This is a genomic window from Corynebacterium sp. Marseille-Q2823 (genome assembly GCF_903645345.1).
Lineage (GTDB): Bacteria > Actinomycetota > Actinomycetes > Mycobacteriales > Mycobacteriaceae > Corynebacterium > Corynebacterium hiratae.
This window is the reverse complement of the sequence record NZ_CAHJXS010000011.1, coordinates 39,053-64,336: the sequence shown is the minus strand read 5'-3', so window position 1 is coordinate 64,336 and position 25,284 is coordinate 39,053. Positions and strand designations below refer to the sequence as shown.

Sequence of the window (25,284 nt, the reverse complement as noted above, 5' to 3'; positions counted from 1 at the left end):
ATGAGGCGCGCCACGCGGTAGCTTCATAACAAACCAACACCACAGGTTTTCTACATCTTTCGCACCACGGAGGTCTAAGACCCACATGACGCTCAAGAAGACACTTGCTGCTCTCTCTGTCGCTACCCTGCCGCTCACCCTCGCGGCCTGCGGTGGCGATAACTCCGGTTCGGACTCTGCTTCCGGCTCCGCATCCGGTGACGGAATCGTCACCGTCAACGGCTCCGAGCCGCAGAACCCGCTCATCCCGGCCAACACCAACGAAACCGGTGGCGGACGCATCGTCGATTCCATCTACGCCGGCTTGGTCTACTACGACGGCGACGGCGAAGCCCAGAACGAGCTGGCTGAATCCATCGAGCCGAACGATGACAACACCGAGTTCACCGTCAAGCTCAAGGAGTCTAAGTTCTCCGACGGCTCCCCGGTCACCGCGAAGAACTTCGTGGACGCCTGGAACTACGCCGTGGCCAATGACCAGCTCAACGCTTCCTTCTTTGCCAACATCAAGGGCTTCGAGGAAGGCGTGAAGGAGATGGAAGGCCTCAAGGTCGTCGACGACCTCACCTTCACCATCGCACTGAACAGCCCGGAGCAGGACTTCCCGGCACAGCTGGGCTACTCCGCGTTCTACCCGCTGCACGAGTCTGCCCTGGAGGACATGGATGCCTTCGGCCAGAACCCGATTGGTAACGGTCCCTACAAGCTGACCGAGTGGAACCACAACCAGGACGCGACCGTCGTCCCGAATGAGGAGTACAAGGGTGGCCAGACCCCGCAGAACGACGGCATCAAGTTCGTCTTCTACGCTGGCCAGGACGCTGCCTACGCCGACCTGCTGGCAGGCAACCTGGACGTCCTCGACGCCATCCCGGACGCCGCTTTCGACGTCTACGAGACCGACCTCGGTGACCGCGCTGTGAACCAGCCGACCGCCGTGTTCCAGTCCTTCACCTTGGGTGAGAACCTCGAGCACTACTCCGGCGAAGAAGGCGTCCTGCGCCGCCAGGCCATCTCCCACGCCATCAACCGCGAGGAGATCACGGACACCATCTTCAAGGGCACCCGCACCCCGGCCAAGGACTTCACCTCCCCGGTTATGCCGGGCTACTCCGAGGACATCAAGGGCAACGAGGTCCTGAAGTATGACCCGGAGAAGGCCAAGGAACTGTGGGCTGAGGCCGACAAGATCAACAAGTGGGACAACCCGACCCTCGAAATTGCCTACAACTCCGACGGTGGCCACAAGAGCTGGGTGGATGCAACCACCAACTCCATCAAGAACACCCTCGGCATCGAGGCTGTTGGCGCTCCATACCCGGACTTCAAGTCCCTGCGCGATGAGGTGACCAACCGCACCATCAAGACCGCCTTCCGCACCGGCTGGCAGGCAGATTACCCGAGCCAGGCCAACTTCCTTGCTCCGCTGTACAAGACCAATGGTTCGTCCAACGACGGTGACTACACCAACCCAGAGTTTGACAAGCTTCTCGACGAAGCCCTGACCTCCACCTCCGAGGAAGACGCAATCAAGAAGTACACCGCGGCCCAGGAAATCCTGTTCAAGGAACTGCCGGCCATCCCGCTGTGGTACTCCAACGCCACCGGCGGCTACTCCGAGAACGTCGACAACGTCGTCTTCTCCTGGAAGTCCCAGCCGGTGTACTACAACATCACCAAGAAGTAACACCACCTTTGCTACTTCGCACGACCCCCGCAACCTCCGTGAGGCGGGGGTCGCCCCACGTTTTCACCCCCGAAGTGTGATTAGAAACGCGCTATAGATTTCCCGGAGCGTGGGATCACACATTAGAATTCTCGTAAGCTTTGACCTGCGTCCCAAAAATCGGAGAACGCTGGCAAGTACCTGCCCCACAACGAGTAAAGGACCACACTATGCTGCGCTATATCGGGCGCCGAGTGCTCCAGATGATTCCGGTGTTCTTCGGAGCCACCCTGCTCATCTACGCGCTCGTCTTCTTGATGCCCGGCGATCCAGTCGAAGCCCTTGGCGGTGACCGCGGCCTCACCGAGGCTGCCCGCGCCCGCATTGAGGCTGAATACAACCTCGACAAGCCGTTCATCATTCAGTATCTGCTCTATATCAAGGGCATCTTCATGTTGGACTTCGGCACGACCTTCTCCGGCGTGCCCGTGACCCAGGTGATGGCTAATGCCTTCCCGGTTACCGTGAAGCTCACCGTCATGGCGATCATTTTTGAATCCGTCTTCGGCATCCTCTTCGGCGTCTTCGCCGGTATGCGCCGCGGCGGCTTCTTCGATTCCACCGTGTTGGTCATCTCCCTGCTCGTCATCGCCGTGCCCTCCTTCGTTATCGGCTTCGTCTTCCAGTACCTCGTAGGCATTAAGTGGGGCGTCCTGCCGGTTACCGTCGGCGCTAACGCCACGGTGAAGTCCCTTCTCATGCCGGCCATGGTGCTCGGCGCGCTCTCCCTGGCCTACGTCATCCGCCTGACCCGCCAGTCCGTGGCTGAGAACCTGCGCGCCGACTACGTGCGCACCGCCCGCGCCAAGGGCCTGTCCAACGGCGCGGTGACCCGCCGTCACGTGCTGCGCAACTCGCTGATTCCCGTGGCCACCTTCATCGGCGCCGATATCGGCGCACTCATGACCGGCGCCATCGTGACCGAGGGCATCTTCGGCATCAACGGCGTCGGCGGCACCATGTACCAGGCCATTCTGCGCGGTGAGCCGACCACCATCGTCTCCTTCACCACGGTGTTGGTGATCATCTACATCATCGCCAACCTGCTCGTTGACCTCCTGTACGCCGTACTTGATCCGAGGATTCGCTATGCCTAATTTCGAGAAAACCACTCCCTACCCGGGCCAAGAGCACTTCGTCTCGGAAACCGATGAAACGGGTCTCGGCGCGGTCGACGCCGTCAAGGATGAGTCCGCTCCCTCCTCTCAGTGGGGCGAAGCGTGGCGCTACCTGCGCCGCCGCCCACTGTTCTGGGTCGCTGCCGTGATGATTCTCGTGGCAGTCCTCCTGGCTATCGCACCGGGTCTATTTACTAGCACCGACCCGCGCCTGTGCGAACTATCCAGGTCCCTCGCCCCCGCCGAGCCAGGCCACCCCTTCGGCTTCAACCGCCAGGGTTGTGACATCTATGCCCGCGTGATCTACGGTGCGCGTGCTTCGGTCGCCGTCGGCATCCTCACCACGCTGCTCGTCGTGGTGCTTGGTTCAATGATCGGCGCTATCGCCGGCTTCTTCGGCGGCTGGATCGACTCCGTCCTGTCCCGCATCACCGACATCTTCTTCGCCATCCCGCTGGTGCTCGCCGCCATCGTGGTTATGCAGATGTTCAAGGAGCACCGCACCATCATCACGGTGGTCTTGGTTCTTGGCCTCTTCGGCTGGGTCTCTATCGCCCGCATCACGCGCGGCGCGGTAGTCTCCATCAAGAATGAGGAATTCGTACAATCCGCGCGCTCCATCGGTGCGTCGAGCTGGCGCATCCTGTTCAGCCACATCCTGCCGAACGCGGCCGCGCCCATCATCTCCTACGCCACCGTGGCGCTGGGCACCTACATCGTCGCCGAGGCCACCTTGTCCTTCCTGGGCATCGGCTTGCCGCCGACGTTCGTGTCTTGGGGCGGAGACATCTCCGACGCGCAGGCCTCCCTGCGTGTTGCCCCGGCAGTCCTGTTCTACCCGGCGGGCGCTTTGGGCCTGACCGCGTTGAGCTTCATCATGATGGGTGACGTCGTCCGCGATGCACTCGATCCGAAGGCGAGGAAGCGTTAATGACTAACCCACTTCTTGAAATGAAGGACGTTCGTATCTCCTTCACCACGTCGACCGGCGTGGTCGAGGCAGTGCGTGGCGTCAATATGACCATCTACCCGGGCCAGTCCGTGGCCATCGTGGGCGAGTCCGGTTCCGGTAAGTCGACCACGGCGATGTCCATCCTGGGCCTGCTGCCGGGCACCGGCAAGGTCACCGGCGGCCAGATCCTCTTTGAGGGCGAGGACATTACTCACTACAACAACAAGCAATTCGAATCGCTGCGAGGCGACAAGATTGGCTTGGTCCCGCAGGATCCGATGTCCAACCTCAACCCGGTGTGGCGCATCGGCACCCAGGTCGAGGAGTCTCTCAAGGCCAACCACGTGGTGGAGGGCTCCAAGCACCACGAACGCGTGGTGGAGCTTCTGGAGGAAGCCGGGCTTCCCGACGCCGAACGGCGCGCCAAGCAGTACCCCCACGAGTTCTCTGGTGGTATGCGCCAGCGCGCGCTCATCGCAATCGGCCTGGCCGCCCGCCCGAAGCTACTCATCGCCGACGAGCCCACCTCCGCGCTGGATGTAACTGTTCAGAAGACCATCCTGGACCACCTGGAGCATCTCACCGAGGAGCTGGGCAACGCCGTTCTCTTCATTACCCACGACCTTGGTCTGGCGGCCGAGCGCGCCGAACACCTCATCGTGATGCACCGCGGCCGCATCGTTGAGTCGGGCCCGTCGCGCGAGATCCTGCGTTCCCCGCAGCACCCTTACACCCGCCGCCTTGTCAAGGCCGCCCCTTCCCTCGCCTCCTCCCGCATCCGCGCGGCCAAGGAAGCTGGCGTGGAGGCCAAGGAACTCAAGTCGGGCGAGGCTATCGGCACCGCCGTCGAACCTGGCTCCACCGCTGCAGATTCCGCTGAAGGTTCATCTTCCGCGGCTCAGGCCCCGGTCATCTCGGTTCGCAACCTCACCAAGGAATTCGACATCCGCGGACAGCGTGGCGGCAAGAAGCTCCTCAAGGCTGTCGACGATGTCTCCTTCGACATCCGCCGCGGCACCACCCTGGCGCTGGTGGGCGAGTCCGGCTCCGGCAAGTCTACGGTGGCAAACATGGTGTTGGGCCTTTTGGAGCCGACCTCCGGCACCATCGAATTCGAAGGCCGTGATACCTCGAAGCTATCGAAGCAGGAACTCTTCAAGCTCCGCCGCAAAATGCAGGTGGTCTTCCAGAACCCTTATGGCTCACTGGATCCGATGTACTCCATTTACAAGTGCATCGAGGAACCCATGGCGCTGCACAAGGTGGGCTCGCGCAAGGAACGCGAGGCCCGCGTGGCCGAGCTTCTCGACATGGTCTCCATGCCTCGCTCCGCCATGCGCCGCTACCCCAACGAGCTCTCCGGCGGCCAGCGCCAGCGCATCGCCATCGCCCGCGCGCTCGCGCTGCGCCCAGAGGTCATCGTCCTCGATGAGGCCGTTTCCGCCCTGGACGTGCTGGTGCAGAACCAGATCATCCAGCTCCTCGCGGAGCTGCAGTCTGAGCTCAGCCTGTCCTATCTCTTCATTACCCACGACCTCGCAGTGGTCCGCCAGACTGCCGACGACGTAGTTGTGATGAAGAAGGGCCAGGCCGTCGAGCAGGGCACCGCCGACGATATCTTCGACAACGCCCAGCAGGAGTACACCCGCAACCTCATCAACTCGGTTCCGGGTATGCACCTCGATATCGGCACGGATATCTAGCTCAAGCGCGCCGACTACCCGTCAACCTTGCTGTGGTTGGCGGGTTCGGCATTGACGGGCCTTTATACCAGCGATAGCGGGCCGCGAAAGACGATGGTCTTTATATGCAATTACTGGACCCAAGACTGTTGAAAAACAACCAGCAATTCCATAAAGTGTACGGTGAGCCATATCACTTCTATGGACTCTAAAGGATCTCTAACACAAGGAATTCTGATGAAGAAAATCACCCTTTTAGCTTTCAGTTTGCCGCTCACCACATCTGGCGCGGGACCTTCTGCTGCCGCCACCAACGTGCAACCGTTCAAAATCTGCGAATACGAGAATGGATCACAATGCACCGGATGGTATCCAAATCCGGACACATGCCGAGACATCTTCAATAAGCCAGGCGTTACTGATTACCAGCTTCGCGCCTGCCTTGCTTGGAGTGGGCACGGGAGTCGGGGATAGGAACGCATAATGTCCACTTCCATCGTGATAATTCTTTTGGCTGTCCTACTCATCTCCCTCCCCGCAGGAATGATGCACCACCGCATTAACAAACGAACACATAGCCATGATCCCGAAGTTCGTCAGGCTGCTGTGGACTTTCAACGAGACGTCAGCAGAGGGCAAATGGGCTTTTAATTCACTCGCCCGCCCTCGCCGAAGACCTATTCCAGAAACCTATGAGACGCAGGAGCCGGTTGGGGTGGCGTCGACAAGCTGCGTAACGTCACCCACGTGGCCGCGCACCTCGTCCGCGGTGAGTGCATAGCCCGTATCGGAATCCTCCACGGAAGCACCAAACACAACGCCGAGCACCTGGCCCTCCGGGTTGATCATCGGGCCGCCGGAATTGCCCTGCCGGATGCTGCCGCGCACCGTGTAGGCATCGCGCTCCACACGGCCCGTGGAATAGATATCCGGCCCCGCGATGGTGAGGCGATCCCGCACTCGCGCCGGTTCTGCAGTAAAGGGCCCCGACTGCGGGAAGCCCAAGACGATGGCATCATCCCCCGTCACAGCCGCTTGCTCCGCCCACGGCAAAGGCTCCAAGCCCAACCCGGGGCTATGCAGCACCGCAATGTCCACATCCGAGTTGTAGTACACCACGTGCGCCTCCTTGAGCCCGAGCACAGTATCGAGGTGAACCTTATCCGTGCCGGCCACGACGTGGGCGTTCGTGATGACGTAGTCCGGTTCCGTAACAAAGCCCGAGCCCATCAGCCGGCGCGAGCACGCCTCCGCATCACCCAGCACGTGGATTACGGAAGGTCGCACGCGTTCCGCCAGCTCAGGGTCCTCGATGTTCACTGCGGGAGCATCCACCTCCACATCGGCACCGGAGCGCTCCCACGGAGATACCAGCGGCGGCAGCCCAGACTCGTTGAGCAGTGCTGCGATACCGTTCGGCAGCGCCGCTAGGCGCGAGGGTGCCGCTGCATTGAGCGCGCTGAGCACGTGCGACTCACGCAGCGCCTGCCCCGGCCGGCCACCCAGGTTGGATGCCAAAGGCAGGGAAACCAACCAAATCACCACGATGGCCGCCACCGCCTGGAATACCGCACCAATTGAGGAGTCCACGCGCTGCCCCGAGCGGGTGCGCATCCGGTCCCGCAACGCCATGCCAAGCGACGTCCCCACCAGCTGCCCTAAGCCCACCAGCAGAATGAGCACGCCGACAGCCAACAAGAAGCGCACGGCGGCTTGGTCCGCCAAGCCCATCGCCAGCGGGGCAACCACAGTTCCCAGCACCAGCCCCGCAATGATTCCCACGGCGGCGAGGACCGCTGCCAAGGCGCCCTGCCGCCAACCCACGCGAACAGCGAGGAGCACGGCAACCACGATCAGGATGTCAACAGCAAGAGACACAGAGGGAATGCTTTCTTAAGGGCTAAAAGGGGCAGAAACTAACCTATCTTCTCATTATTCAAGGAGCGGTTGAGTGATTCACGCAGATCGTGAACTATTTTCTTATCCCATTCCACGCTCCAGCCCGCATGGTCCATCAGCCCGGACAGCACTCCCGCGGTAAAGCCCCACACCAGGTAGCCCCGCGTCCGAAACGCCGGCCCCTTCCAGCGGCCAAATCCCACCATCATGCGATTCGTGGGATCCGCCAGCTCCCGCAAAGGGACGGTGAAGACATCATCGGTTTCCGCGGGGCTCGCCGGCCACACGTCACCCGGTTTATGCCAATACGCCAGGACCGGGCTCACGGTGTTGCCGGTAGCTGGGATATCCAGCTTGCTCCACTGCTCAAGGGGCGTGACGGTGGAGCGGTCGAGGCCGGTTTCTTCTTCGGCTTCGCGCAGGGCGGCGTCGACAAGCGAGGCGTCCTCCTCGTCCTTGCGCCCACCGGGGAAAGCAATCTGCCCGGAGTGCGAGCGCATCGAGGGCGAGCGGTGCGTGAGCAGCACCTCACCATCCTCAAAACTCTCGCCCTTCAAGAGCACCAACACTGCCGATTCACGCCGACGCTTGGCAGCCGGGACATGCCGAATGAGGCGTTCTTGGACCTTGTCTGTATCAACCCCGAGCGCCGGGCGCAGCCACTCCGGGGCGTGAGCAGGAAACAGGCGGCTCACTGAAGAACCTCCTCGACGGCCGCCTCCAATTCTTCGGCGGAGCTAAACGGTTTGATGAACTTCTCTTCCACCTTGCCATCGCGCACCACGAGGGTGATGGGGATGACGCCCGGCAGCCCGAGCTCACCGGCGAAGGTGCCGTCATCATCCTGATAGCTGGGGATGTCGACCTGCAGGTCACTCAAAAGCGCAGCACCGTTGGCGGCGTTCGCATCCGCATGCACGCCGACGACATTCCACGTCGAGTGTGAGCGCGCGAGATCTTCGAAGAAGGGCAGCTCCGTACGGCACGGCTCGCACCACCATGCCCACAACGTGACGATCTGAACGTTCTTGGCCGCCGCGGTACCGGCCGCTCCTAAGCAGGGAAGGTCCACCCCAGCAATGGGCCCTTCGGGGCACTTGGGACGCTTGGCTACCTCTTGCTCCTGCGCCTCGGGGACGGGGACCTCCGGCTCATCATCCTCAAGGAGATTCACCACGCCGACGAACGCGAGTGCCGCCAGCGCAACAATGGCTGCGATGCTCACCTTCACGTATCCGGGCCACCGAGAATATTGGCTCATTGCTCCACCTTAACCCCGCGACGGGCACCATGGGGCGAGGACGCAGGCCGTGCACTTCGGCTTCCGGGCGGTGCACACGCGCCGCCCATGGAGGATGAGGCGGTGAGAGAATACGGTTTGTTCCTCTTCGGGCACGCGCTTGGCGACGTCCCTCTCAATCGCCCGCGGCGTCTTCGCCTCGGTCAGACCGAGCCGCTGGCTCAGGCGCGTGACATGGGTATCCACGGTGATTCCCGGCAGCCCAAAGGCATTTCCCCGCACCACCAGCGCGGTCTTGCGGCCGACGCCGGGCAGCGAGGTGAGCTCGTCGATGCCGCGTGGTACCTGCCCGTCGAAGTCCGCGACGAGCTTTTCACCGATGCCCAACAGGTGGCCGGCCTTCATGCGCTGAAAGCCGAGCGGGCGGAGAATGCGCTCAAGGTCAGCGCGGTCCGCGGCGGCATAATCTGGCGCGGAGGGGTAAGCAGCGAACAGCTCCGGGGTGACCTGGTTGACACGGGCATCCGTGCACTGCGCGGAGAGAACCGTCGCTACGAGTAGCTCAAGGGGGTTGGTGAAGTCTAGTTCACAGTCGGCATCAGGGTATTCGTCCGCGAGGGCAGTACGGATATGGGCAACACGCGCTTCCTCGGTATCATCGTCATGCTGTGCAAAAAGGTCAGGGGACATAGAGGTAACTCTAGTGACGGCAGTTAGAATGGAAAGCATGATTTCGCTCGTTGTTCTCGTCCCGCTGTGCCTCGCACTCTTTGCCATCCTCATGGAGAAGCTAGAAGCGACGGCCTTCGAGGATTAACCAAGGCGTGTGACTATTTTTCCCGTTGGTGGAAATAGTGACTAATTGCACTGTATGATGTTGTGCAGTGCCTCGTGGCGCACTGGAGACTAGGTGCGTCAAAATAGACCAAACCAGCTTGCGTCCAAGTGTTTTCCTCGCTGCGCAGGCTTTAAGGAGTAACAGTGGAAGGCGTACAGGACATCCTCTCCCGCGCTGGCATTTTCCAGGGCGTCGATCCGGTAGCAGTACAGAACCTCATCGAGCAAATGGAAACCGTCCGTTTCCCGCGCGGCACCACCATTTTCGAGGAAGGAGAGCCGGGCGACCGCCTCTACATCATCACCTCGGGAAAGATTAAGCTTGCCCGCCACGCCCCGGATGGCCGTGAGAACCTGCTGACCGTGATGGGCCCGTCCGATATGTTCGGTGAGCTTTCTATCTTCGATCCGGGCCCGCGCACCTCGTCTGCTGTGTGCGTCACCGAGGTCACCGCCGCCACGATGAACTCCGAAATGCTCAAGCAGTGGGTGGCCGATCATCCGGCGATTGCGCAGCAGCTGCTGCGCGTGCTGGCCCGCCGTCTGCGTCGCACCAACGCCAACCTGGCGGACCTCATCTTTACCGATGTTCCGGGCCGCGTGGCCAAGACCCTGCTGCAGCTGGCTAACCGCTTCGGCTCGCAAGAGGGCGGTGCACTGCGCGTGAACCACGACCTCACTCAGGAAGAGATCGCCCAGCTCGTCGGCGCGTCTCGCGAGACCGTCAACAAGGCGCTGGCCACCTTCGCCCACCGCGGATGGATTCGCTTGGAAGGCAAGTCGGTGCTCATCGTCGATACCGAGCACTTGGCTCGCCGCGCGCGCTAAGCCTTAAAGGCCGAGCCTGCATATGCCGCCTCCGGGCGGCTGTGGCCCAATGCAAAATCCCCCGAGAATTTCTCGGGGGATTTTCCTATGCGGTGATTCAGTTCTGAGCCGCGAGGTACTTCAGCGCAGTGCGCGTGGACTGCTCGGCGGCGTGGCGAAGGACCGGGTCGACGTCGTCGTACATCTCATCGACGAGGGTCTTAACGTCAACATCCTCACCAAGGCGCCCGCGGACCTCTTTAATCTGATCCAAGCGGTGGTGGCGGCGGTCAATGTACTTGCGGGCAACCGCGGAGGTGTCCTCCAAGTCCGGGCCGTGCCCCGGGAAGAGTGCTACATCCTTGCCGCGCTCTTCGAGAAGGTCCAGCGTCTTCAGGTAGGCGCCCAAGTCACCATCGGTCTCAGACAGGAGCACGGTGTGACGGCCAGCGATGGTATCACCGGTCAGAATTCCCTCCAGGGTGGAGTTCTTAGCCTCTTCGGACCATACGAAGAAGCAGGTGGAATCCGCAGTGTGGCCCGGGGTATGAACCACCTCAAGCTGCGGGGTGATGCCGTCGACGGTGATCACTTCGCCGTCGACAAGCGCCTCCGCGCCGTTGCAGTAGTTCGGATCGAACGCGCGAATCGGAGCGCCGGTGAGCTGGCGCAGACGCTGAGCGCCCGAGGCGTGATCATCGTGGCGGTGAGTGAGAAGGATCAGTGCTACCTCGCCCGCCTTCGCGGTCACAACGTTGAGATGCCCCTCATCCTCTGGGCCTGGATCGACCACAATGGCGCGAGAATCTTCTCCGGCGCGGATAATCCACGTATTGGTACCCTCCAAGGCGGTGTAGCTGGGATTATCGCACAGCACGACACCGACGGACTGGCTCACGGGACGCAATTGGCTATATGCAGGATGCTCCATGGTTCTAACCCTATCCGATTACTCAGCGATTTCTACGATAACTTCGATCTCAACGGGGGAATCCTTCGGAAGGACCGCTACCCCCACTGCAGAACGCGCGTGAACACCGGCATCACCAAAGACCTCCCCGAGGAAGTTCGAGGCACCGTTGATAACCGCGGCCTGATCCGTAAAGGATGGAGCCGAGGCGACGAAGCCGACCACCTTCACCACGCGGGTGACACGGTCGAGGCCCACGAGGCCATCGATGGCAGCCAACGCGTTTAGCGCGGCCGTGCGCGCCAGCTCCTGCGCCTTCTCGAGGTCCACTTCTGCGCCAACCTTGCCGGTAGCAGGCAATTCGCCGCCCACAACGGGCAGCTGACCGGAAGTCCATACCTGGTTTCCTACCTGGATGGCCGGGATATAGGACGCGAGAGGGGCCGCGACAGAAGGAAGCTCCACGCCGAGTTCTTCCAGGCGTGCGAGGGCGCCCATTAGGACTCCTCCAGAGGGCGCTTGAAATAGGCGACGACATTCTCCGGGTTCATGCCCGGGGTGATAGTGACGAGCTCCCAGCCGTCCTCACCCCAGGAATCGAGGATTTGTTTCGTCGCGTGTGTAAGAACCGGCGCGGTTGCATATTCCCATTTAGTCATGGGCCCAATGCTACTAAATACCGATGAGTTCGCCACCCTCAGCAAGGTAATGCGCCCAGCTGGTGATGTGCGGATTTTTACGCAGAAGGGCGCGGCGCTGGCGCTCCGTGAGGCCGCCCCACACACCAAACTCCACGCGGTTATCAAGGGCATCCGCGCGACACTCGTTCAGCACCGGGCAGTGGCGGCAAATCACCGCGGCCTTACGCTGCTCTGCCCCTCGCACGAAAAGCGCATCGGGGTCACCGTTGCGGCACTTGGCTTGGGTAACCCACTCACCACGCTCGGAGGTTAACGAGGCATTCTTTACCATTGCGGACCGTCCTGCACCTTTGACACTGACTGCCATGGCTAGGTAACTCCTTCCAAGTTCCCCCCGTCGTAGTGGAAGATCGTGAATAACCCTCAACCCGACGGAATATTATGTACCATTGGTAAGTCTATTCACAGACCGGTATACCTGTCTAACAGGTCACACTTTAGGGGGGTCTCCCGGTTGTCGCCCTAAAGCACTAGTGTGTGGAGGGTGACTGTCATCAAATCCCTGGGAAAGCTCGTCCTGTCCACAGCACTGGTCGGCATCCTCATCGCGCTGGCCATCGCCCCTGTCGCCGGCGTCAGTGGCGTTGCCGTTGCTAGGACGAACGAAACGATGCAATCGGACATCCAGGATCTCACCAGCGGGGATACCCCCGGCGTGAGCACCATCTTGGATGCCAAGGGCAACCCCCTTGCCTACATCTACGAACAGCGCCGCCATCCCGTACAGCCGGATGAGATCTCCGACGCTATGAAGCAGGCAGTTGTGGCCATCGAGGACCGCCGCTTCTATGAGCACGAAGGCGTCGATCTGCAGGGCAACGTCCGCGCTTTGTGGACCAACCTGGCAGCGGGCGGCGTCTCCCAGGGCGCGTCCACGCTGGATCAGCAGTACGTGAAGAACTATCTCCTCCTCGTCAACGCCACCACGGATGAAGAACGCCAAGCCGCAACCGAGCAATCCATAGCCCGCAAGCTGCGCGAGATGCGCATGGCGACGGATATCGACGCCAAGCTTTCCAAGGATGAGATCCTCACCAACTACCTCAACCTCGTACCCTTTGGCAACCACTCCTACGGCATCGAGGCCGCTGCCCGCACCTACTTCGGCTCCGATGCCGCGCACCTCACCGTGCCGCAGGCAGCGATGCTCGCCGGCATGGTGCAGTCCTCGGAGTATCTCAACCCCTATACCAACGAGGAAGGCGTGCTCGAGCGCCGCAATGTGGTGCTCCAAGCTATGGTCGACACCGGCTCTCTATCCCAGGAGGACGCCGATGCCTATGCCCAAGAACCCCTTGGGGTGTTGGATAGCCCCGCCACGCTGCCCAATGGCTGCATCGGCGCGGGAGATCGCGGTTTCTTCTGCGACTACGTGATGGACTACCTCGCCGATAAGGGCATAGACCGCGAGCATCTAGCGCGCGGTGGCCTGACCGTGAAAACCACCCTTGACCCCGACGTCCAGGACCAAGCTCTCAACGCAGTACGCAGCCACACCGCCCCGGATACCGAGGGCGTGGCGGAAGTCATGAACGTGATCAAGCCGGGCACTGATTCCCGCAAGGTCCTCGCCATGGTGTCCTCGCGCACCTACGGGCTCGACCTGGCCAACAACGAAACCCTCCTGCCCCAGCCCAATTCGCTGGTGGGCAACGGCGCCGGCTCGGTGTTCAAGCTCTTTACCGCCGCGGCCGCCTTGGAATCGGGCTATGGCATCAAAGACAAACTGGCAGTGCCCAAGCGCTACGAGGCCGAAGGCCTAGGCTTCGGCGGCGCTGAGAACTGCCCACCCAACAAGTACTGCGTGGAGAACGCCGGCAGCTACGCCTCCACGATGACTATGCAGGACACTCTCGCCTACTCCCCCAACACCCCCTTCATCCAGCTCACTGAGCAGCTTGGCGTCGAGCGCATCGTCGACATCGCCGTGAAGCTCGGCCTGCGCTCCTACGAGGAGCCCGGCAGCTACGACGGCGAATCCTCCATCGCCGACCACATTAAGGACTCCAACCTGGGCTCCTTCACGCTCGGCCCGACGGCGGTGAACGCGCTCGAGCTTTCCAATGTGGGCGCGACGGTGGCGTCGGAAGGCATGTGGTGCGAGCCGAACCCCATCGAGGAGGTCACGGACTCCCACGGTAACGAGGTGTACCTCAAGCACACCCCGTGCGAGCGCGCAGTGGGCAAGGAAGTTGCGAAGGCGCTGGAAAATAACATGACCGCCGATACCGAAAAGGGCACGGCCGCCGACTCGGCACGCGCTGCCGGTTTCAACGGCCAGGCCGCCGCCAAGACCGGTACCACGGAGTCCAACCAGTCCTCGGCATTCCTCGGCTTCAACTCTGAGGTTGCTGCCGCGCCGTATATCTACAATGACGGCACCACCACGAGCCCGCTGTGCACTGGGCCCGTGCGCCAGTGCGCCAACGGCAACCTCTTCGGTGGCAAGGAGCCCGCATCAACGTTCTACACCATGGCCGCGCGCGTTCCCGATGCACTGAAGGGAACGGTGCCGGACTACGACCGCGCTTATGATTCGGGCACGGTATCGCCGCTTATCGACGGACTGAAGGGCAAGTCCGAAAGCCAAGCCCGCTCCGCTCTGGAGAAGGCTGGCTACGTGGTCAAAACCACCGAGGTTCCCGCGCCCGGCGTGGGCTACGGCAAGGTGGTTCGTGTCATCACTGGTGCATCCGGCACTAAGAAGGGTGCGGAGGTAACGCTGCAGCTTTCCGACGGCTCCGCTGGCGACTCAACGAACTCCGCCGCCTCAGACTCCAGCTATTACACCCCATCAGCGCCGAGCGGCAACGGCGGTGGCGCGGACAATGGCCAGCCGGCTACTCAGTCCGACCCGCTGTTCTCCCAAGAGGACGTCGACCGCCTGACGAACGACGTGCGGGACTTCTTCGGGCTTTAGCGCTTAGCGCGCTAAAGCGTAAAAACGGACTAAAGCGTAACAAGGAGCTAAAGCTTAAAACGAGCTACAGCGTGGGTGCTAGCGCTCCTGCGCTAGCACCCTAGTTGAGGGCGGCCTTGACCGCGGTGGACAGGCGCTTACCGTCGGCGCGGCCGGCAGCCTTAGCGGTGGCCACCTTCATGACGTTACCCATCTGTTTGATGGTCACCGGCTCGCCGGAGTCCTTCTCAACCTCGGCGATGGATTCGGTGACGAGGGAGTTCAAGGCGTCGTCGTCAAGCTGCTCTGGCTGATAGGCCTCGAAGAAGGGAACGTCGGCAAGCTCTTCCTCTGCCAACTCTGGGCGGCCATTTTCCGCGTAGACCTCTGCAGACTCGCGGCGCTTCTTAATCTCACGGGCGATGACCTTGAGAATGTCCTCATCGGTGATCTCATGGCGGGAACCAGTAGTTTCCTCCGCCTGGATGGCAGACAGCAGAGAACGGATGGCGCTCGTACGGGCCTTGTCCTTAGCCTTCATCGAGGTCTTGAGGTCAGCACGGATAGTTTCTTTCAACTCACTCATGCCCTTCAATCTACGCCTGCCGGCCAGGTAGTGTGGTGAAGGTGAAGATTTTCCCTGTTCTTGGCGGACTCGCCGCCGCTGGTCTGGGCACTGCCGCGTGGGCGCACTCAGAGCTCACCAAGTTTGAGCTCAAGGAGTACACCCTGCCGCTTCTGGAGCCCGGTACGCTGCGCGAGGAGTCCGAGTTCCGCATCCTGCACGTGTCCGACCTCCACATGATCCCGGGCCAGCGAGCCAAAATCGAGTGGGTCTCAGGCCTCGATGCCCTTGACCCGCACTTGGTGATCAACACCGGTGACAATCTCTCCGACAAGCGCGCTGTCCCCGAGGTTCTCCGCGCCCTGGGCCCGCTGCTGAGCCGCCCGGGGATGTTCTGTTTTGGCACCAACGACTACTGGGCGCCGCGTATCCCGAACCCCTTCAACTACCTGATTGGGAAGAAGAACGAACCCTCCTACGTGAACCTGCCGTGGAAGGGCATGCGCGCGGCCTTCGTGGAGCACGGCTGGCACGACGCCAACCAGGCCCGCGTGGAGTTCAAGGTAGGCGACGTCCGCCTCGCTGCTGCCGGCGTGGACGACCCACACCACGACTTGGATGACTACTCCGAAATCGCCGGCACCCCGAACGAGGATGCCGACCTCTCCTTAGCACTACTGCATTCCCCGGAACCTCGCGTCCTGGAGAAGTTCGCCGCCGACGGCTACCAGCTGTCCCTGTCCGGACATACGCACGGCGGCCAGCTCTGCCTGCCTTTCAAGGTAGCGGGCTCGCGCTCCATCGTGACCAATTGCGGCATCGACCGCGTTCGCGCGGAGGGCCTGCACCGATTCGGAGAGATGTACATGCATGTCTCCAACGGGCTAGGTACCTCCAAGTTCGTTCCTTTCCGCGTCTTCTGCCGCCCGTCCGCCACGTTGCTGCGTATCACAGAGAAGGCCGCCTAGGATTACCCCCTCCACGCTGCCGTTTTGTCCTTTCAGGCTGGGGTGCGTTACAGTATTCCGGTACCGCTTAGAGCGAGACACCGGGATATGGCGCAGCTTGGTAGCGCGCTTCGTTCGGGACGAAGAGGTCGCAGGTTCAAATCCTGTTATCCCGACCATTAAACCCGCAGGAAACTGCGGGTTCTTTTCGTTTTCACCGGGCGGCGGGCAGGGCGTCCGCCCTCCTAGAAGCTGGAGGAGCCACCCGAACCGGAAAAGCCCGAGCTAAACCCACTGTTGACGCCGCCGCTGCTACCGGAAGAGCTATCGCGGGCGGCCGTCGCGTCGCTGTCCCAGGTGCTCACAACGTAGAAGGGCACGTAGCCGTGGTAGCCAGAGCCGGCGAAGAAGTGGGAGTCATAGATATGCGTGCGTACGGGGCGTTCCTCGGCCTCGTTCTCCTTCTGCAGCTGTGCTTGCAGGTGCTCCGAGAGCAGCGCGGTCCGGTCCAAGAGCTCCAAGTAGCGCTCCATGAACTGCGGGTGGTTCGGCTCCTTGGACAGGGCCACGGCGGCGTCTTCCAGCTCCTTGGCGTGGCGCTCAAGCTCCGAGTCGATGTCCGCAGCCAGGTAACCCGCCTGGGCGAGGTCCTTGCCCAGCTCGTAGAGTTCATAGCGGCGTGTGTCGGGATCAGCGTTCTCGATGCGGTGTAGCTTTTCGATGTTGGCCTCGGCGGTCTCTACACGTTCGCAGAGCAAACGCGCACGAGCAATGAGCACGGAGCGTGAGCGGAACTGCTCGTCCGGCGCGTCGGCCGGAATCGACATGAGGGAACCCACCTTGTCATCGATGGCCAGGAAGTCATCGCGCAGGCCCTCCCAGTCCTCGCGCAGGCGCTCATCCACTAGACCCGATTGCAGCGAGTGCGCCCGGATATCGATCTCCCGCAGGCGCTGCGCCACATCGGTATAGGTCTGCGACACATAATCCCAATCCTCGCGCGCCTGCTGCGCGTTCTTCTGACGGCTGCGGCGAGTACCGCCAACGATGCCTGCACCCGCGCCACCAACGCTCAGGCCCGCTACCCCCAGACCAATGGCCGCCCCAACGCGGTTATTTTGAGCACTCTCAAACTGGGTATCCGCAGCACGGTCCACGTCGATCGCTGCCGCCGCACCCGCAAAGAGACCAGCAGGAATGTTGTCATCCCGCACGCCCGGCTTAATGGTTTCGATGGACTGCTCGAGATGACTATCATTCTTGCGCAGCTTCATCTGCTCGGCCACATCCTCACCCGCAAAGACGAAGGCCTGGCGCGGATCGAGGCCGACGCCGACGAAGACTTGGCCATCGGCAAACTTATCCTTGCCGATGAGCTCAGGGTGATTATCGCGCAGGTACTCCTCCACGGAGTCATTGACGTTTTCTTTGTTCTTGGCAAAGACCATGTAGTGCAGCCCCTGGACCACGTCGGGGGCGGCGATCCGGGAGACGTCGCCAAGCATGCGCTCTTCCTCCTCCGGAGTGAGCACATCGTCGGGGTCCATGATGTCGGCCTGGACCTCGCGCTGCGCTGGCTGCATGAGAAAATCGGCACGCTCCGGCGCATCGAAGACCGCCAAGCTCGCGCCCGCACCAATACCTCCGAGCAGCAGACCTCCCGCCACTGCTGCACCGACGATGGCGCCGACCGACGTTATTTTGGGACCACGGCTGGCGGCAAAAGGTTTGATATCGCGAGAGTCGGTCACGGTGATTCTCCAATTCTTCGGCTTAAGGGACATTTCGTGTGGATAAACCGATACGGATTCCTGGGGCAGCCTGGGATAATACGGTGATCTTGATTTTGAATCGGTTCCAACGGCCCGATCTGTGAAATCAACACCGGATAGTCCTAGGTCTGTGATAAGGGGACTGCTGCTGGTGCGGTAAGGCCAATTCCTATGGCTAATAGGAATCGGCCGTCGTGTGACATGTGCGGCCACGGACTGGTTAAAACGGCAAAACCGCGGCAGGAACCCAACGCTGGCTATGTCCTAAATGCAACGTTTCATCGATTAATACCCGCGCACACACCAGCGAGATTCGGCACTTCAAAATCTTTATTGACTGGATTCTTTCCGGCGAATCCGCAGACCATTTAGCCAAACGCCTTGGGGTAACAAGGCGGACTTTAACCCGGTGGTTCAAGCTGCTGTGGTTTATCACCGTGCCCACGACTACTGACCCCTATCGCGTTTATGACCAGGTCTTTATCGACGGCACCTACTTCCACAAAAAATGCCTGCTGGTAGCCTGCACCGAAACACACGTCATCGCCTGGCACTGGTGCCTGCGTGAAAGCTCCTACGAGTACCTGAAACTGCTCGACAAAATCGCGCAACCACTCATCGTCACCACCGACGGGGCAGGCGGAGCACTCAAGGCACTGCGCATTAAATGGCCAGCTGTTGCCATCCCGCGCTGCCTAGTCCACGTCCAACGCAACACTTTTGCTGATATCAGCCGCAACCCGATTCACCCAGCGCATAAAGCAATCCGGAAACTGGGCTACATGCTTGTCCAAGTACGCAATCCCGACGATGCTGCGCGGTTTACAGCTGCAGTCCACCACACCCGCATTACCTTTGCTGATTGGCTTAAAGAGCGAACCTACCGCAGTGCTATACCAGCAGGCCAAGTACCGAAATGGGTCAGCCCCAACCAGAAATGGTGGTACACCCACCGCAACGCCCGCAGGGCTCTAAAACGGCTAGAAAAGCTCATCCACGCCGGACAATTATTTACCTTCCTTGACCCGCCTGAAGGTGTCACACAGGATTTAAAAGCCACCACGAACCTGCTGGAAGGTGGCATCAACAAACAGCTCAAAGACCTAGCAGGAAACCATCGTGGCATGTTCGATGAGCATCAGCGCATCACCATGGACTGGTGGCTCTACACCCACACCGAAGACCCGGTAGCGCCACTGGAGTTAGCCAAGCAACAAGACTTCGGACGCCAAGGGGAAAAAAAGCAGCACGCGCAGCCTGGGCAAAAGAAGAACTCACACGACGTGGCCACCCAGACGGACGACCAGCCACATTCGACACCGGCATCGACAACGAATGGAACCCCAGCTTAGGAATAAGAAAAGGCTGGGCCGGACGCTCCTAAATCCACACGAAATGTCCCTTAATGCGACACGCCGCAAATCCACACGAAATGTCCCTTAAGCCAATTCTTCAGCGTTCAGTGCCGCCAATTTTACCCCCGAAAATTGGAAACGACGCGGTGCCCCTACAGCAGCCGCGTCGCCCCTATTCCCTATCACTCACAACGGATTGGAGAAACCGTTTGCCTACCCCCTAAGTAGGCTTTGTGAGCGATTCTCACTCTAGCACTATTTCCCCTCGCAACGGTAGATAAATCTTCAAAAACTCTGTAACGCTTCTCCCTGCTCAGTCGATGCTTCACAGGCAGGCCTTTGAGCTAGGCTTTTCCATTTTCTTCGTGCCTAGCGGGTGCCCCCACGAGAACGAAAGCCGCGATCGAAATTACCCCCAAAATAGCCAGCGCGGTCCACAGCTGTGGGGACTGTCCCCCATTGCCTGCCACGGTGATGGCGGAGGTTGCCCACTGCATGGGAAAGAGGTGCACGAGCGCACTCATCGCGGCGTTGAGATCGGTTCCCGTCGAGGCCGCTTTCCACGCCCATCCCACGACGCCCACCTGGGCTACGCCAAGCACGCTGCCTAGGCCCCAACCAGCGAGCCCCAGTCCGCGCACGAGTGCGTACACAATGCTTGCCGACGCCACCCCGGCCCCCGCCGCCGCGAGCCCCGCCCACGCCACGGCCGCGGCGGTTCCACCGGTAGCAAGAAGTGCCACGAGCAGGCCCACCACAACTCCGATCAGCACCGCGCCGCCCAGCAGCGCGAGGATACGACGCTCCACGCGCGTCAGCAGCGCTCCGATAACCCCGCCGCCCAAGACGGCGATAGCCGCGAGGAGCATGGCCACGATGGGGCTCAGCAGCTGGGAAGGCGCGCTATCGTCCTCAGCTGGTCCGGCCACGGTGGGCAAGGCACGCTGCGCGCCCTGCACCTTGGACCGGTTCTGCTGCGCCATGCCGTCGACCTTCTCTGCGCCGGCAACGAGCTTGTCCACACCTTGCAGGGCCTCATCGACCTTGGAGTTGAGCTCACCAATACCGGCATTGAGCTGCTTTGCGCCCTCCGTGGCTTGGTAGACGCCATCGTGGTAGGCGTAGCCGCTCACGGCCAGCTGGTTGGAGAGCTCGCGCGAGCCATCCTTCAGCTGCGTCAGTTGATCCTGAATGGACTGGTCAAACTGGAAGTTCTCCACTTGGCTGCGCAGATCACCGAGCTGCGAGCGGATGTTCTTTGCCTCCGCCGAGTTGTTTCCTTCCAAGTCCTTGAGGGTGCCGTCGATGGCCTGCAGGATCTGTCCGCGGACCACGCCTAGGCCGATGACTTGGTCGACGGCGCCGCCGACGCCGTCGGCCAGCTCGGTAGCACCGTTGCCCAGCTGGGCGGTGCCGGATTGCAACTGGACGAGACCGTCGTACAGCTCCTGCGAGCCGCCGGCCAGCTTGTCCACACCGCCACCCAGTTCGCCGGCTCCATCCTTCAGCTCACCGGTGCCGTCGGCAAGCTGCTGCGCGCCGTTCGCCAGGAATCCCGCCTGGGCATTGGCTTCGCTGAGGGCCCGGGCGACGTCGTAAAGCTCAGCGGGATCGATGGTGCCATCGCTGGGCGCACCCGCCTGCTCCTGGGACCAGGCTTCGGCTGGCTGCCACTCGGACACGGTGGCAACCACCGCGCCGATAACGAGCGGCACGATGAGCACGAGGGCGAGAAGGAGTGCGCGGGTGCCAACCTTCCGGTTAGCGTCAGCAGGAGTAGCTAGGCGTGAGGTCATGTAAAAGAAACTATCGCCCACGCTGGGCAAAAGCGGTCAGGCGCGCGGAAAAGCCCCGCCCGGAATGAACCCGGCGGGGCTTCTAAGGTGACGGATTAACTCATGTGGGTGACGGATTAACGCCCCTGCATTAATCCCTACTTCTTCTCAGCGAAGAGCTCGCGCACGCGCTTGCCCAGTTGCGGGGAGACTGCATCCCAGTAGGCGTAGACGCGCTCCTCGGTCTCCGGGGACACACCGGCCATAGCGTTGGTGATGTTGTCCGCCAGGCGCTCCTTGGCGCCATCGTCGTAGACATTCTCGTACAGGTCGGTGGCCTGGACGGTGTCATTGTCCTCAGCGTGGTGGATATAAGGCGCACGCACCAGGTCGATGCCTGCCGGGTCCGGGTTCACGTAGAGATCCGGAGCGGTGGTGGTCTCCTGCTCCTTGAAGCGCAGGTTCTCATCGCCATCCAGGTAGCCGCCGCCCTTAGCGTGACGGTTCGGGGAGTAGACCGGATCCTCCGGGGCGTTGAACAGGTACTGCATCGGACCCTCGTGCTCATAGGTGTTGACCTGGTTGAGCGGCTGGTTCACCGGCAGCTGCTTGTAGTTCGGTCCGATACGGTAGCGCTGCTGGTCGGAGTACGCGAAGACGCGTGCCTGCAGCATCTTGTCCGGAGACAGCCCAATGCCCGGGACAATGTTGGACGGATCCAGGGCAACCTGCTCAATCTGCGCGAAGAAGTTGCGCGGGTTGCGGTTGAGTACGAAGTATCCGACATCGACCAGCGGGTAATCCTTCTTGGACCAGGTCTTGGTGAGGTCGAAGGGGTTGAAGCGGTACTCTTCAGCCTCCGCCACCGGCATGATCTGGACCTTGACGTCCCAGACCGGGAAGTTGCCTTCCTCGATGGCGTTGTAGAGGTCCTCGCGGTGGTAGTCCGCGTTCTTGCCAGCCATCTCCGTGGCTTCGGCGTCGGTGAAGTTCTCCACGCCCTGGCGGGTCTTGAAGTGGTACTTCACCCAGAAGGCATCGCCGGACTCGTTGACCCACTGGAAGGTGTGGGAGCCGTAGCCGTTCTGGTGGCGGGTGGTCTTCGGGGTACCGCGATCACCCATGAGGTAGGTCACCTGGTGGGTGGTCTCCGGGTTGCGGGTCCAGAAATCCCACTGCATGTCAGCATCACGCAGGCCGTTGGCACCCAGACGCTTCTGGGAGTGGATAAAGTCCGGGAACTTAATGCCGTCACGGATGAAGAAGACCGGGGTGTTATTACCCACGATGTCGTAGTTGCCGTCCTCGGTGTAGAAGCGCAGCGCGAAGCCGTGGACGTCACGCCAGGTATCCGGGGAGCCCTGCTCGCCGGCAACGGTGGAGAAACGGCCCATCATCGGGGTCACGGTGCCCTTCTGGAAGAGCTTTGCCTTGGTGTAGGCGGAGACATCCTCGGTAACGTGCAGCTCACCAAAAGCGCCGTGGCCCTTAGCGTGCGGGGTGCGCTCCGGCACGCGCTCACGGTTGAAGTGCGCCAGCTTCTCAATCAGGTGGATGTCATTGAGCACCACTGGGCCGTTCTGACCCACGGTGATGCTGGTGTTTTCAGTAGCAATTGGCTGACCGGAGGGGCGGGTTGTGTTCGGGCCGCCCGGGGCGCGCTGCCCCTTGTCTAGAACCTTGTCTGCCGCGGACTCATTTGAAGCGTTAGTCATGGGGTTAATGCCTCCTAGATCGGTTGATAATTTGCTTTACATTATCAATCACGGACCTTTCATAGACTACCCATAAAAAATGACCTGCGCAACAGTTTTTAAGGTTGCCAGAGGTCATAGCCTTAACACCGAGGTGCCCAAATCCCACCTCCCCCGACTGGTAAGTTATGGGAGGTGAAACGACACTCCGAGCGCGACGATGCGCGCGTCACCGACCTCGCCCTCAAGGCAGGCCGTGGCGATCGCGCAGCGCTCACGGAGTTCATTAAGTCCACCCAAGATGATGTCTGGCGCCTGCTCGCCCACCTCGGTGGCCCGGACATCGCGGATGACCTCACCCAAGAGACCTACCTGCGCGTCATCGGCGCACTCCCCCGCTTCGCCGCCCGCTCCTCAGCGCGCACGTGGCTGCTCTCTCTTGCCCGCCGCGTGTGGGTGGACAACATCCGCCACGATATGGCCCGCCCGCGCAAGTCCGCCACCGAGTACGAGGATGCCGCCGCCCTCGCAGCAACTCCCGAAAACGCCGGAACGTGGAGCGAGTGGATCGACGCCCGCGCGCTTATCGACGCCCTCCCAGAAGACCGCCGCGAAGCCCTCATCCTGACTCAAGTGCTGGGCTATACCTACGAGGAGGCCGCGAAGATCGCCGGGGTTCGTGTTGGCACTATCCGCTCTCGCGTGGCCCGGGCCCGCAAGGACTTAATCAACCAACGCGGATAATCGTTATCGAGCCGTTACAAATCGGCTTGGCCGGCCATAGAACCTGCATCTACATGCGCCAAACGGCAAATTCTGACACCCCCGCCACTGCCTATCCTTAAGGAAACCGCAGCCCCAGCTGGAAAACACCGATAGACCACGCCTAATCTTTTCCGAGGCACACGTGATAAATCGATAGTCGAACCGGGCCCGCGAGGCTTTCCCGATTGCCCGCACCACACCTTGGGTAGTGATGGCATTCCCCCGGCGCGTGTGAGATTGAGAGACCTCTTTACTTTATGTGGAAACGCGCAGTGGCCATTTCCATGGCCTTCATTGGTGTCGTCGTCGGCGCCGGCTTTGCCTCCGGACAGGAAGCACTACAGTACTTCGTGGCTTTCGGAAACATGGGCCTGTGGGGCGTGCTCCTCGCCTCCGCCCTCATGATTATTACTGGCGTGGCAATTTTGCAGCTCGGATCCTACTTCCAGGCCGACGAGCACACCGCAGTCTATGACAGCATCAGTGGACCTATCGTCTCCCGGATCCTGGACTGGGGCACACTGGCCACGTTGTTCTCCATCGGCTTCGTCATGTTCGCCGGTGGTGGCTCCACCATCAGCCAGCAATTCGAGGGTGTGCCCATCTGGGTGGGCGGCGCTATTATGCTCGTGCTCGTCCTGCTGGTAGGCCTCCTCGATGTGGATAAGGTCAGTAACGTCATCGGCGCGATTACGCCGTTCATCATTATCTTCGTGGTCCTGGCCACCGGCTACACCATCATCGTGACCGACGTGGATTGGTCCCAAGCCAATGAGTTTGCTGTCAACAACGTCGAGAGTCCGCTCAGCAACTGGTGGCTGGCTGCGCTGAACTACACCGGCCTCAACGTCATGTGCGCGGTCTCGATGTCCATCGTCATCGGCGGCAACATCCTGGATAACCGCGCCGTCGGTGTTGGCGGCCTCATCGGTGGCTTCTTCTATCTGCTTCTGCTTGCCCTCCTCGTGGTTTCCCTCTACATGGTGGCGCCGGAAGTCTACAAGCAGGACCTGCCGGTGCTGACGCTGATCAACCACGTGAGCCCGGCTCTGGGTTACTTCATGACCTTCATCATCTACGGCATGGTCTTCAACACCGCCATCGGCATGTTCTACGCCATGGGCAAGCGCCTGACCCGCAAGAAGCCGAAGCTCTTCTACCCCGTCTACGCGGGCGCCTGTGTCGTGGGCTTCATCCTCTCCTTCATTGGCTTCAAGCAGCTGGTTTCCAGCGTTTACCCGATTCTGGGCTGGATTGGCCTGCTCATGATTGCCGTCATGGTCATCACCTGGATTACCCAGCGCGACAAGATCACCTCCGAGTCTGACCGCCGCGTGCGCGCCCGCACCTTGGTTAAGCGCCGCCTTGACCCGCGCGAGCACTTCACCAAGAAGAACGAGCGCGAGCTGCGCAAGCTGGCAGCGGCCTCCAACATGGAAACTGAAGAGTTCGTCTCGACCGTTGCCGATGAGATCCACGAGGAGCTCGAGGCCGACGATGAGATTGAATACGACCGCGAGGACCCGGAACCCTCTGTGACCTTCGTGGAGCACACGAAGCCCGAGGTGCCGAAGGACTAGCCCTTCCGCACACCCCCTTTCCCATTACTCACAAAAAGTCCGCCCCCAGATATCACTCTG

General features: G+C 61.2%; 22 protein-coding genes, 1 tRNA gene and 1 pseudogene. 12 read left to right on the top strand and 12 right to left on the bottom strand.

The window, feature by feature from the left end; translation table 11 throughout:
* The first annotated feature begins 85 nt into the window (after positions 1-85).
* The 5 genes from HWX44_RS11670 to HWX44_RS11650 all read left to right on the top strand — a co-directional run bounded on the left by HWX44_RS11670 (position 86) and on the right by HWX44_RS11650 (position 6,129).
* Positions 86-1,687: a peptide ABC transporter substrate-binding protein gene (locus tag HWX44_RS11670; RefSeq protein WP_070701240.1), complete on the top strand. Its 1,602-nt coding sequence runs from the start codon at positions 86-88 to the stop codon at positions 1,685-1,687.
* Positions 1,688-1,896: 209 nt separating this feature from the next.
* Entirely contained in the window at positions 1,897-2,823 is a 927-nt protein-coding gene (locus HWX44_RS11665) for an ABC transporter permease (RefSeq protein WP_010189948.1), read from the top strand.
* The gene (locus tag HWX44_RS11660) at positions 2,816-3,775 is read left to right on the top strand and encodes an ABC transporter permease (protein WP_175974785.1); all 960 of its coding nucleotides are present in this window, start codon (positions 2,816-2,818) and stop codon (positions 3,773-3,775) included. The genes HWX44_RS11665 and HWX44_RS11660 overlap by 8 nt, the downstream gene beginning before the upstream one ends.
* Complete coding sequence (locus tag HWX44_RS11655) at positions 3,775-5,499, top strand: dipeptide ABC transporter ATP-binding protein (RefSeq protein ID WP_175974783.1); 1,725 nt, start codon at positions 3,775-3,777, stop codon at positions 5,497-5,499. The genes HWX44_RS11660 and HWX44_RS11655 overlap by 1 nt, the downstream gene beginning before the upstream one ends.
* A gap of 462 nt (positions 5,500-5,961) precedes the next feature.
* On the top strand, positions 5,962-6,129 hold the full coding sequence (locus HWX44_RS11650; RefSeq protein ID WP_158010554.1) for a hypothetical protein: 168 nt from the start codon (positions 5,962-5,964) through the stop codon (positions 6,127-6,129).
* Between the two features lie 39 nt (positions 6,130-6,168).
* On the opposite strand, the gene HWX44_RS11645 is transcribed toward HWX44_RS11650, so the two are convergent.
* Genes HWX44_RS11645 through nth form a run of 4 tightly spaced genes read right to left on the bottom strand, consistent with a single transcriptional unit; the run spans position 6,169 to position 9,307 of the window.
* Entirely contained in the window at positions 6,169-7,356 is a 1,188-nt protein-coding gene (locus HWX44_RS11645; RefSeq protein WP_070509578.1) for a MarP family serine protease, read from the bottom strand.
* 38 nt (positions 7,357-7,394) lie between these two features.
* Positions 7,395-8,072 carry an NUDIX hydrolase gene (locus HWX44_RS11640; RefSeq protein ID WP_175974781.1) on the bottom strand — a complete coding sequence of 226 codons (678 nt, stop codon included), beginning with the start codon at positions 8,070-8,072 and terminating at the stop codon, positions 7,395-7,397.
* The gene (locus HWX44_RS11635; protein ID WP_049157852.1) at positions 8,069-8,638 is read right to left on the bottom strand and encodes a TlpA family protein disulfide reductase; all 570 of its coding nucleotides are present in this window, start codon (positions 8,636-8,638) and stop codon (positions 8,069-8,071) included. Before HWX44_RS11635 ends, HWX44_RS11640 begins: the two co-directional genes overlap by 4 nt.
* A gap of 9 nt (positions 8,639-8,647) precedes the next feature.
* Positions 8,648-9,307, bottom strand: coding sequence for an endonuclease III (gene nth / locus HWX44_RS11630; RefSeq protein ID WP_049157849.1), 660 nt, complete (start codon positions 9,305-9,307; stop codon positions 8,648-8,650).
* A gap of 291 nt (positions 9,308-9,598) precedes the next feature.
* On the opposite strand from nth, the gene glxR reads away from it, so the two are divergent.
* On the top strand, positions 9,599-10,282 hold the full coding sequence (glxR, locus tag HWX44_RS11625) for a CRP-like cAMP-activated global transcriptional regulator GlxR (protein ID WP_046647888.1): 684 nt from the start codon (positions 9,599-9,601) through the stop codon (positions 10,280-10,282).
* 97 nt (positions 10,283-10,379) lie between these two features.
* Here glxR and HWX44_RS11620 read toward each other — a convergent pair whose 3' ends face one another.
* The 4 genes from HWX44_RS11620 to HWX44_RS11605 are packed head-to-tail and all read right to left on the bottom strand — an operon-like array spanning position 10,380 to position 12,179.
* Positions 10,380-11,192 carry an MBL fold metallo-hydrolase gene (locus HWX44_RS11620; protein ID WP_070509573.1) on the bottom strand — a complete coding sequence of 271 codons (813 nt, stop codon included), beginning with the start codon at positions 11,190-11,192 and terminating at the stop codon, positions 10,380-10,382.
* A gap of 18 nt (positions 11,193-11,210) precedes the next feature.
* On the bottom strand, positions 11,211-11,669 hold the full coding sequence (locus HWX44_RS11615) for a RidA family protein (RefSeq protein ID WP_070701246.1): 459 nt from the start codon (positions 11,667-11,669) through the stop codon (positions 11,211-11,213).
* The gene (locus HWX44_RS11610) at positions 11,669-11,830 is read right to left on the bottom strand and encodes a DUF4177 domain-containing protein (RefSeq protein ID WP_010189965.1); all 162 of its coding nucleotides are present in this window, start codon (positions 11,828-11,830) and stop codon (positions 11,669-11,671) included. Before HWX44_RS11610 ends, HWX44_RS11615 begins: the two co-directional genes overlap by 1 nt.
* A 13-nt stretch (positions 11,831-11,843) precedes the next feature.
* Positions 11,844-12,179, bottom strand: a complete 336-nt coding sequence (locus tag HWX44_RS11605; protein WP_175974779.1) for a WhiB family transcriptional regulator — start codon at positions 12,177-12,179, stop codon at positions 11,844-11,846.
* 177 nt (positions 12,180-12,356) lie between these two features.
* On the opposite strand from HWX44_RS11605, the gene HWX44_RS11600 reads away from it, so the two are divergent.
* Positions 12,357-14,792, top strand: coding sequence for a transglycosylase domain-containing protein (locus HWX44_RS11600; RefSeq protein ID WP_175974776.1), 2,436 nt, complete (start codon positions 12,357-12,359; stop codon positions 14,790-14,792).
* Positions 14,793-14,892: 100 nt separating this feature from the next.
* Here HWX44_RS11600 and HWX44_RS11595 read toward each other — a convergent pair whose 3' ends face one another.
* Positions 14,893-15,357, bottom strand: a complete 465-nt coding sequence (locus HWX44_RS11595; RefSeq protein ID WP_175974774.1) for a GatB/YqeY domain-containing protein — start codon at positions 15,355-15,357, stop codon at positions 14,893-14,895.
* A gap of 41 nt (positions 15,358-15,398) precedes the next feature.
* On the opposite strand from HWX44_RS11595, the gene HWX44_RS11590 reads away from it, so the two are divergent.
* On the top strand, positions 15,399-16,304 hold the full coding sequence (locus tag HWX44_RS11590; RefSeq protein ID WP_175974772.1) for a metallophosphoesterase: 906 nt from the start codon (positions 15,399-15,401) through the stop codon (positions 16,302-16,304).
* Positions 16,305-16,385: 81 nt separating this feature from the next.
* Positions 16,386-16,462, top strand: a tRNA-Pro gene (locus HWX44_RS11585).
* A gap of 66 nt (positions 16,463-16,528) precedes the next feature.
* On the opposite strand, the gene HWX44_RS11580 is transcribed toward HWX44_RS11585, so the two are convergent.
* Positions 16,529-18,034, bottom strand: coding sequence for a hypothetical protein (locus HWX44_RS11580; RefSeq protein WP_175974770.1), 1,506 nt, complete (start codon positions 18,032-18,034; stop codon positions 16,529-16,531).
* A 192-nt stretch (positions 18,035-18,226) separates the two neighbouring features.
* Between HWX44_RS11580 and HWX44_RS11575 the strand changes: the two are divergent.
* Positions 18,227-19,439: pseudogene (locus tag HWX44_RS11575) on the top strand (IS1249 family transposase).
* A 315-nt stretch (positions 19,440-19,754) separates the two neighbouring features.
* Here HWX44_RS11575 and HWX44_RS11570 read toward each other — a convergent pair.
* Both HWX44_RS11570 and HWX44_RS11565 read right to left on the bottom strand, forming a co-directional pair.
* Positions 19,755-21,206, bottom strand: coding sequence for a hypothetical protein (locus HWX44_RS11570; RefSeq protein ID WP_175974767.1), 1,452 nt, complete (start codon positions 21,204-21,206; stop codon positions 19,755-19,757).
* Positions 21,207-21,343: 137 nt separating this feature from the next.
* Positions 21,344-22,900 carry a catalase gene (locus HWX44_RS11565; RefSeq protein WP_070547180.1) on the bottom strand — a complete coding sequence of 519 codons (1,557 nt, stop codon included), beginning with the start codon at positions 22,898-22,900 and terminating at the stop codon, positions 21,344-21,346.
* 174 nt (positions 22,901-23,074) lie between these two features.
* On the opposite strand from HWX44_RS11565, the gene HWX44_RS11560 reads away from it, so the two are divergent.
* Together HWX44_RS11560 and HWX44_RS11555 are read left to right on the top strand one after the other, a co-directional pair.
* On the top strand, positions 23,075-23,623 hold the full coding sequence (locus tag HWX44_RS11560) for an RNA polymerase sigma factor (RefSeq protein ID WP_046647897.1): 549 nt from the start codon (positions 23,075-23,077) through the stop codon (positions 23,621-23,623).
* Between the two features lie 278 nt (positions 23,624-23,901).
* Complete coding sequence (locus HWX44_RS11555) at positions 23,902-25,224, top strand: YkvI family membrane protein (RefSeq protein ID WP_144012813.1); 1,323 nt, start codon at positions 23,902-23,904, stop codon at positions 25,222-25,224.
* The last annotated feature ends 60 nt before the right edge of the window (positions 25,225-25,284 follow it).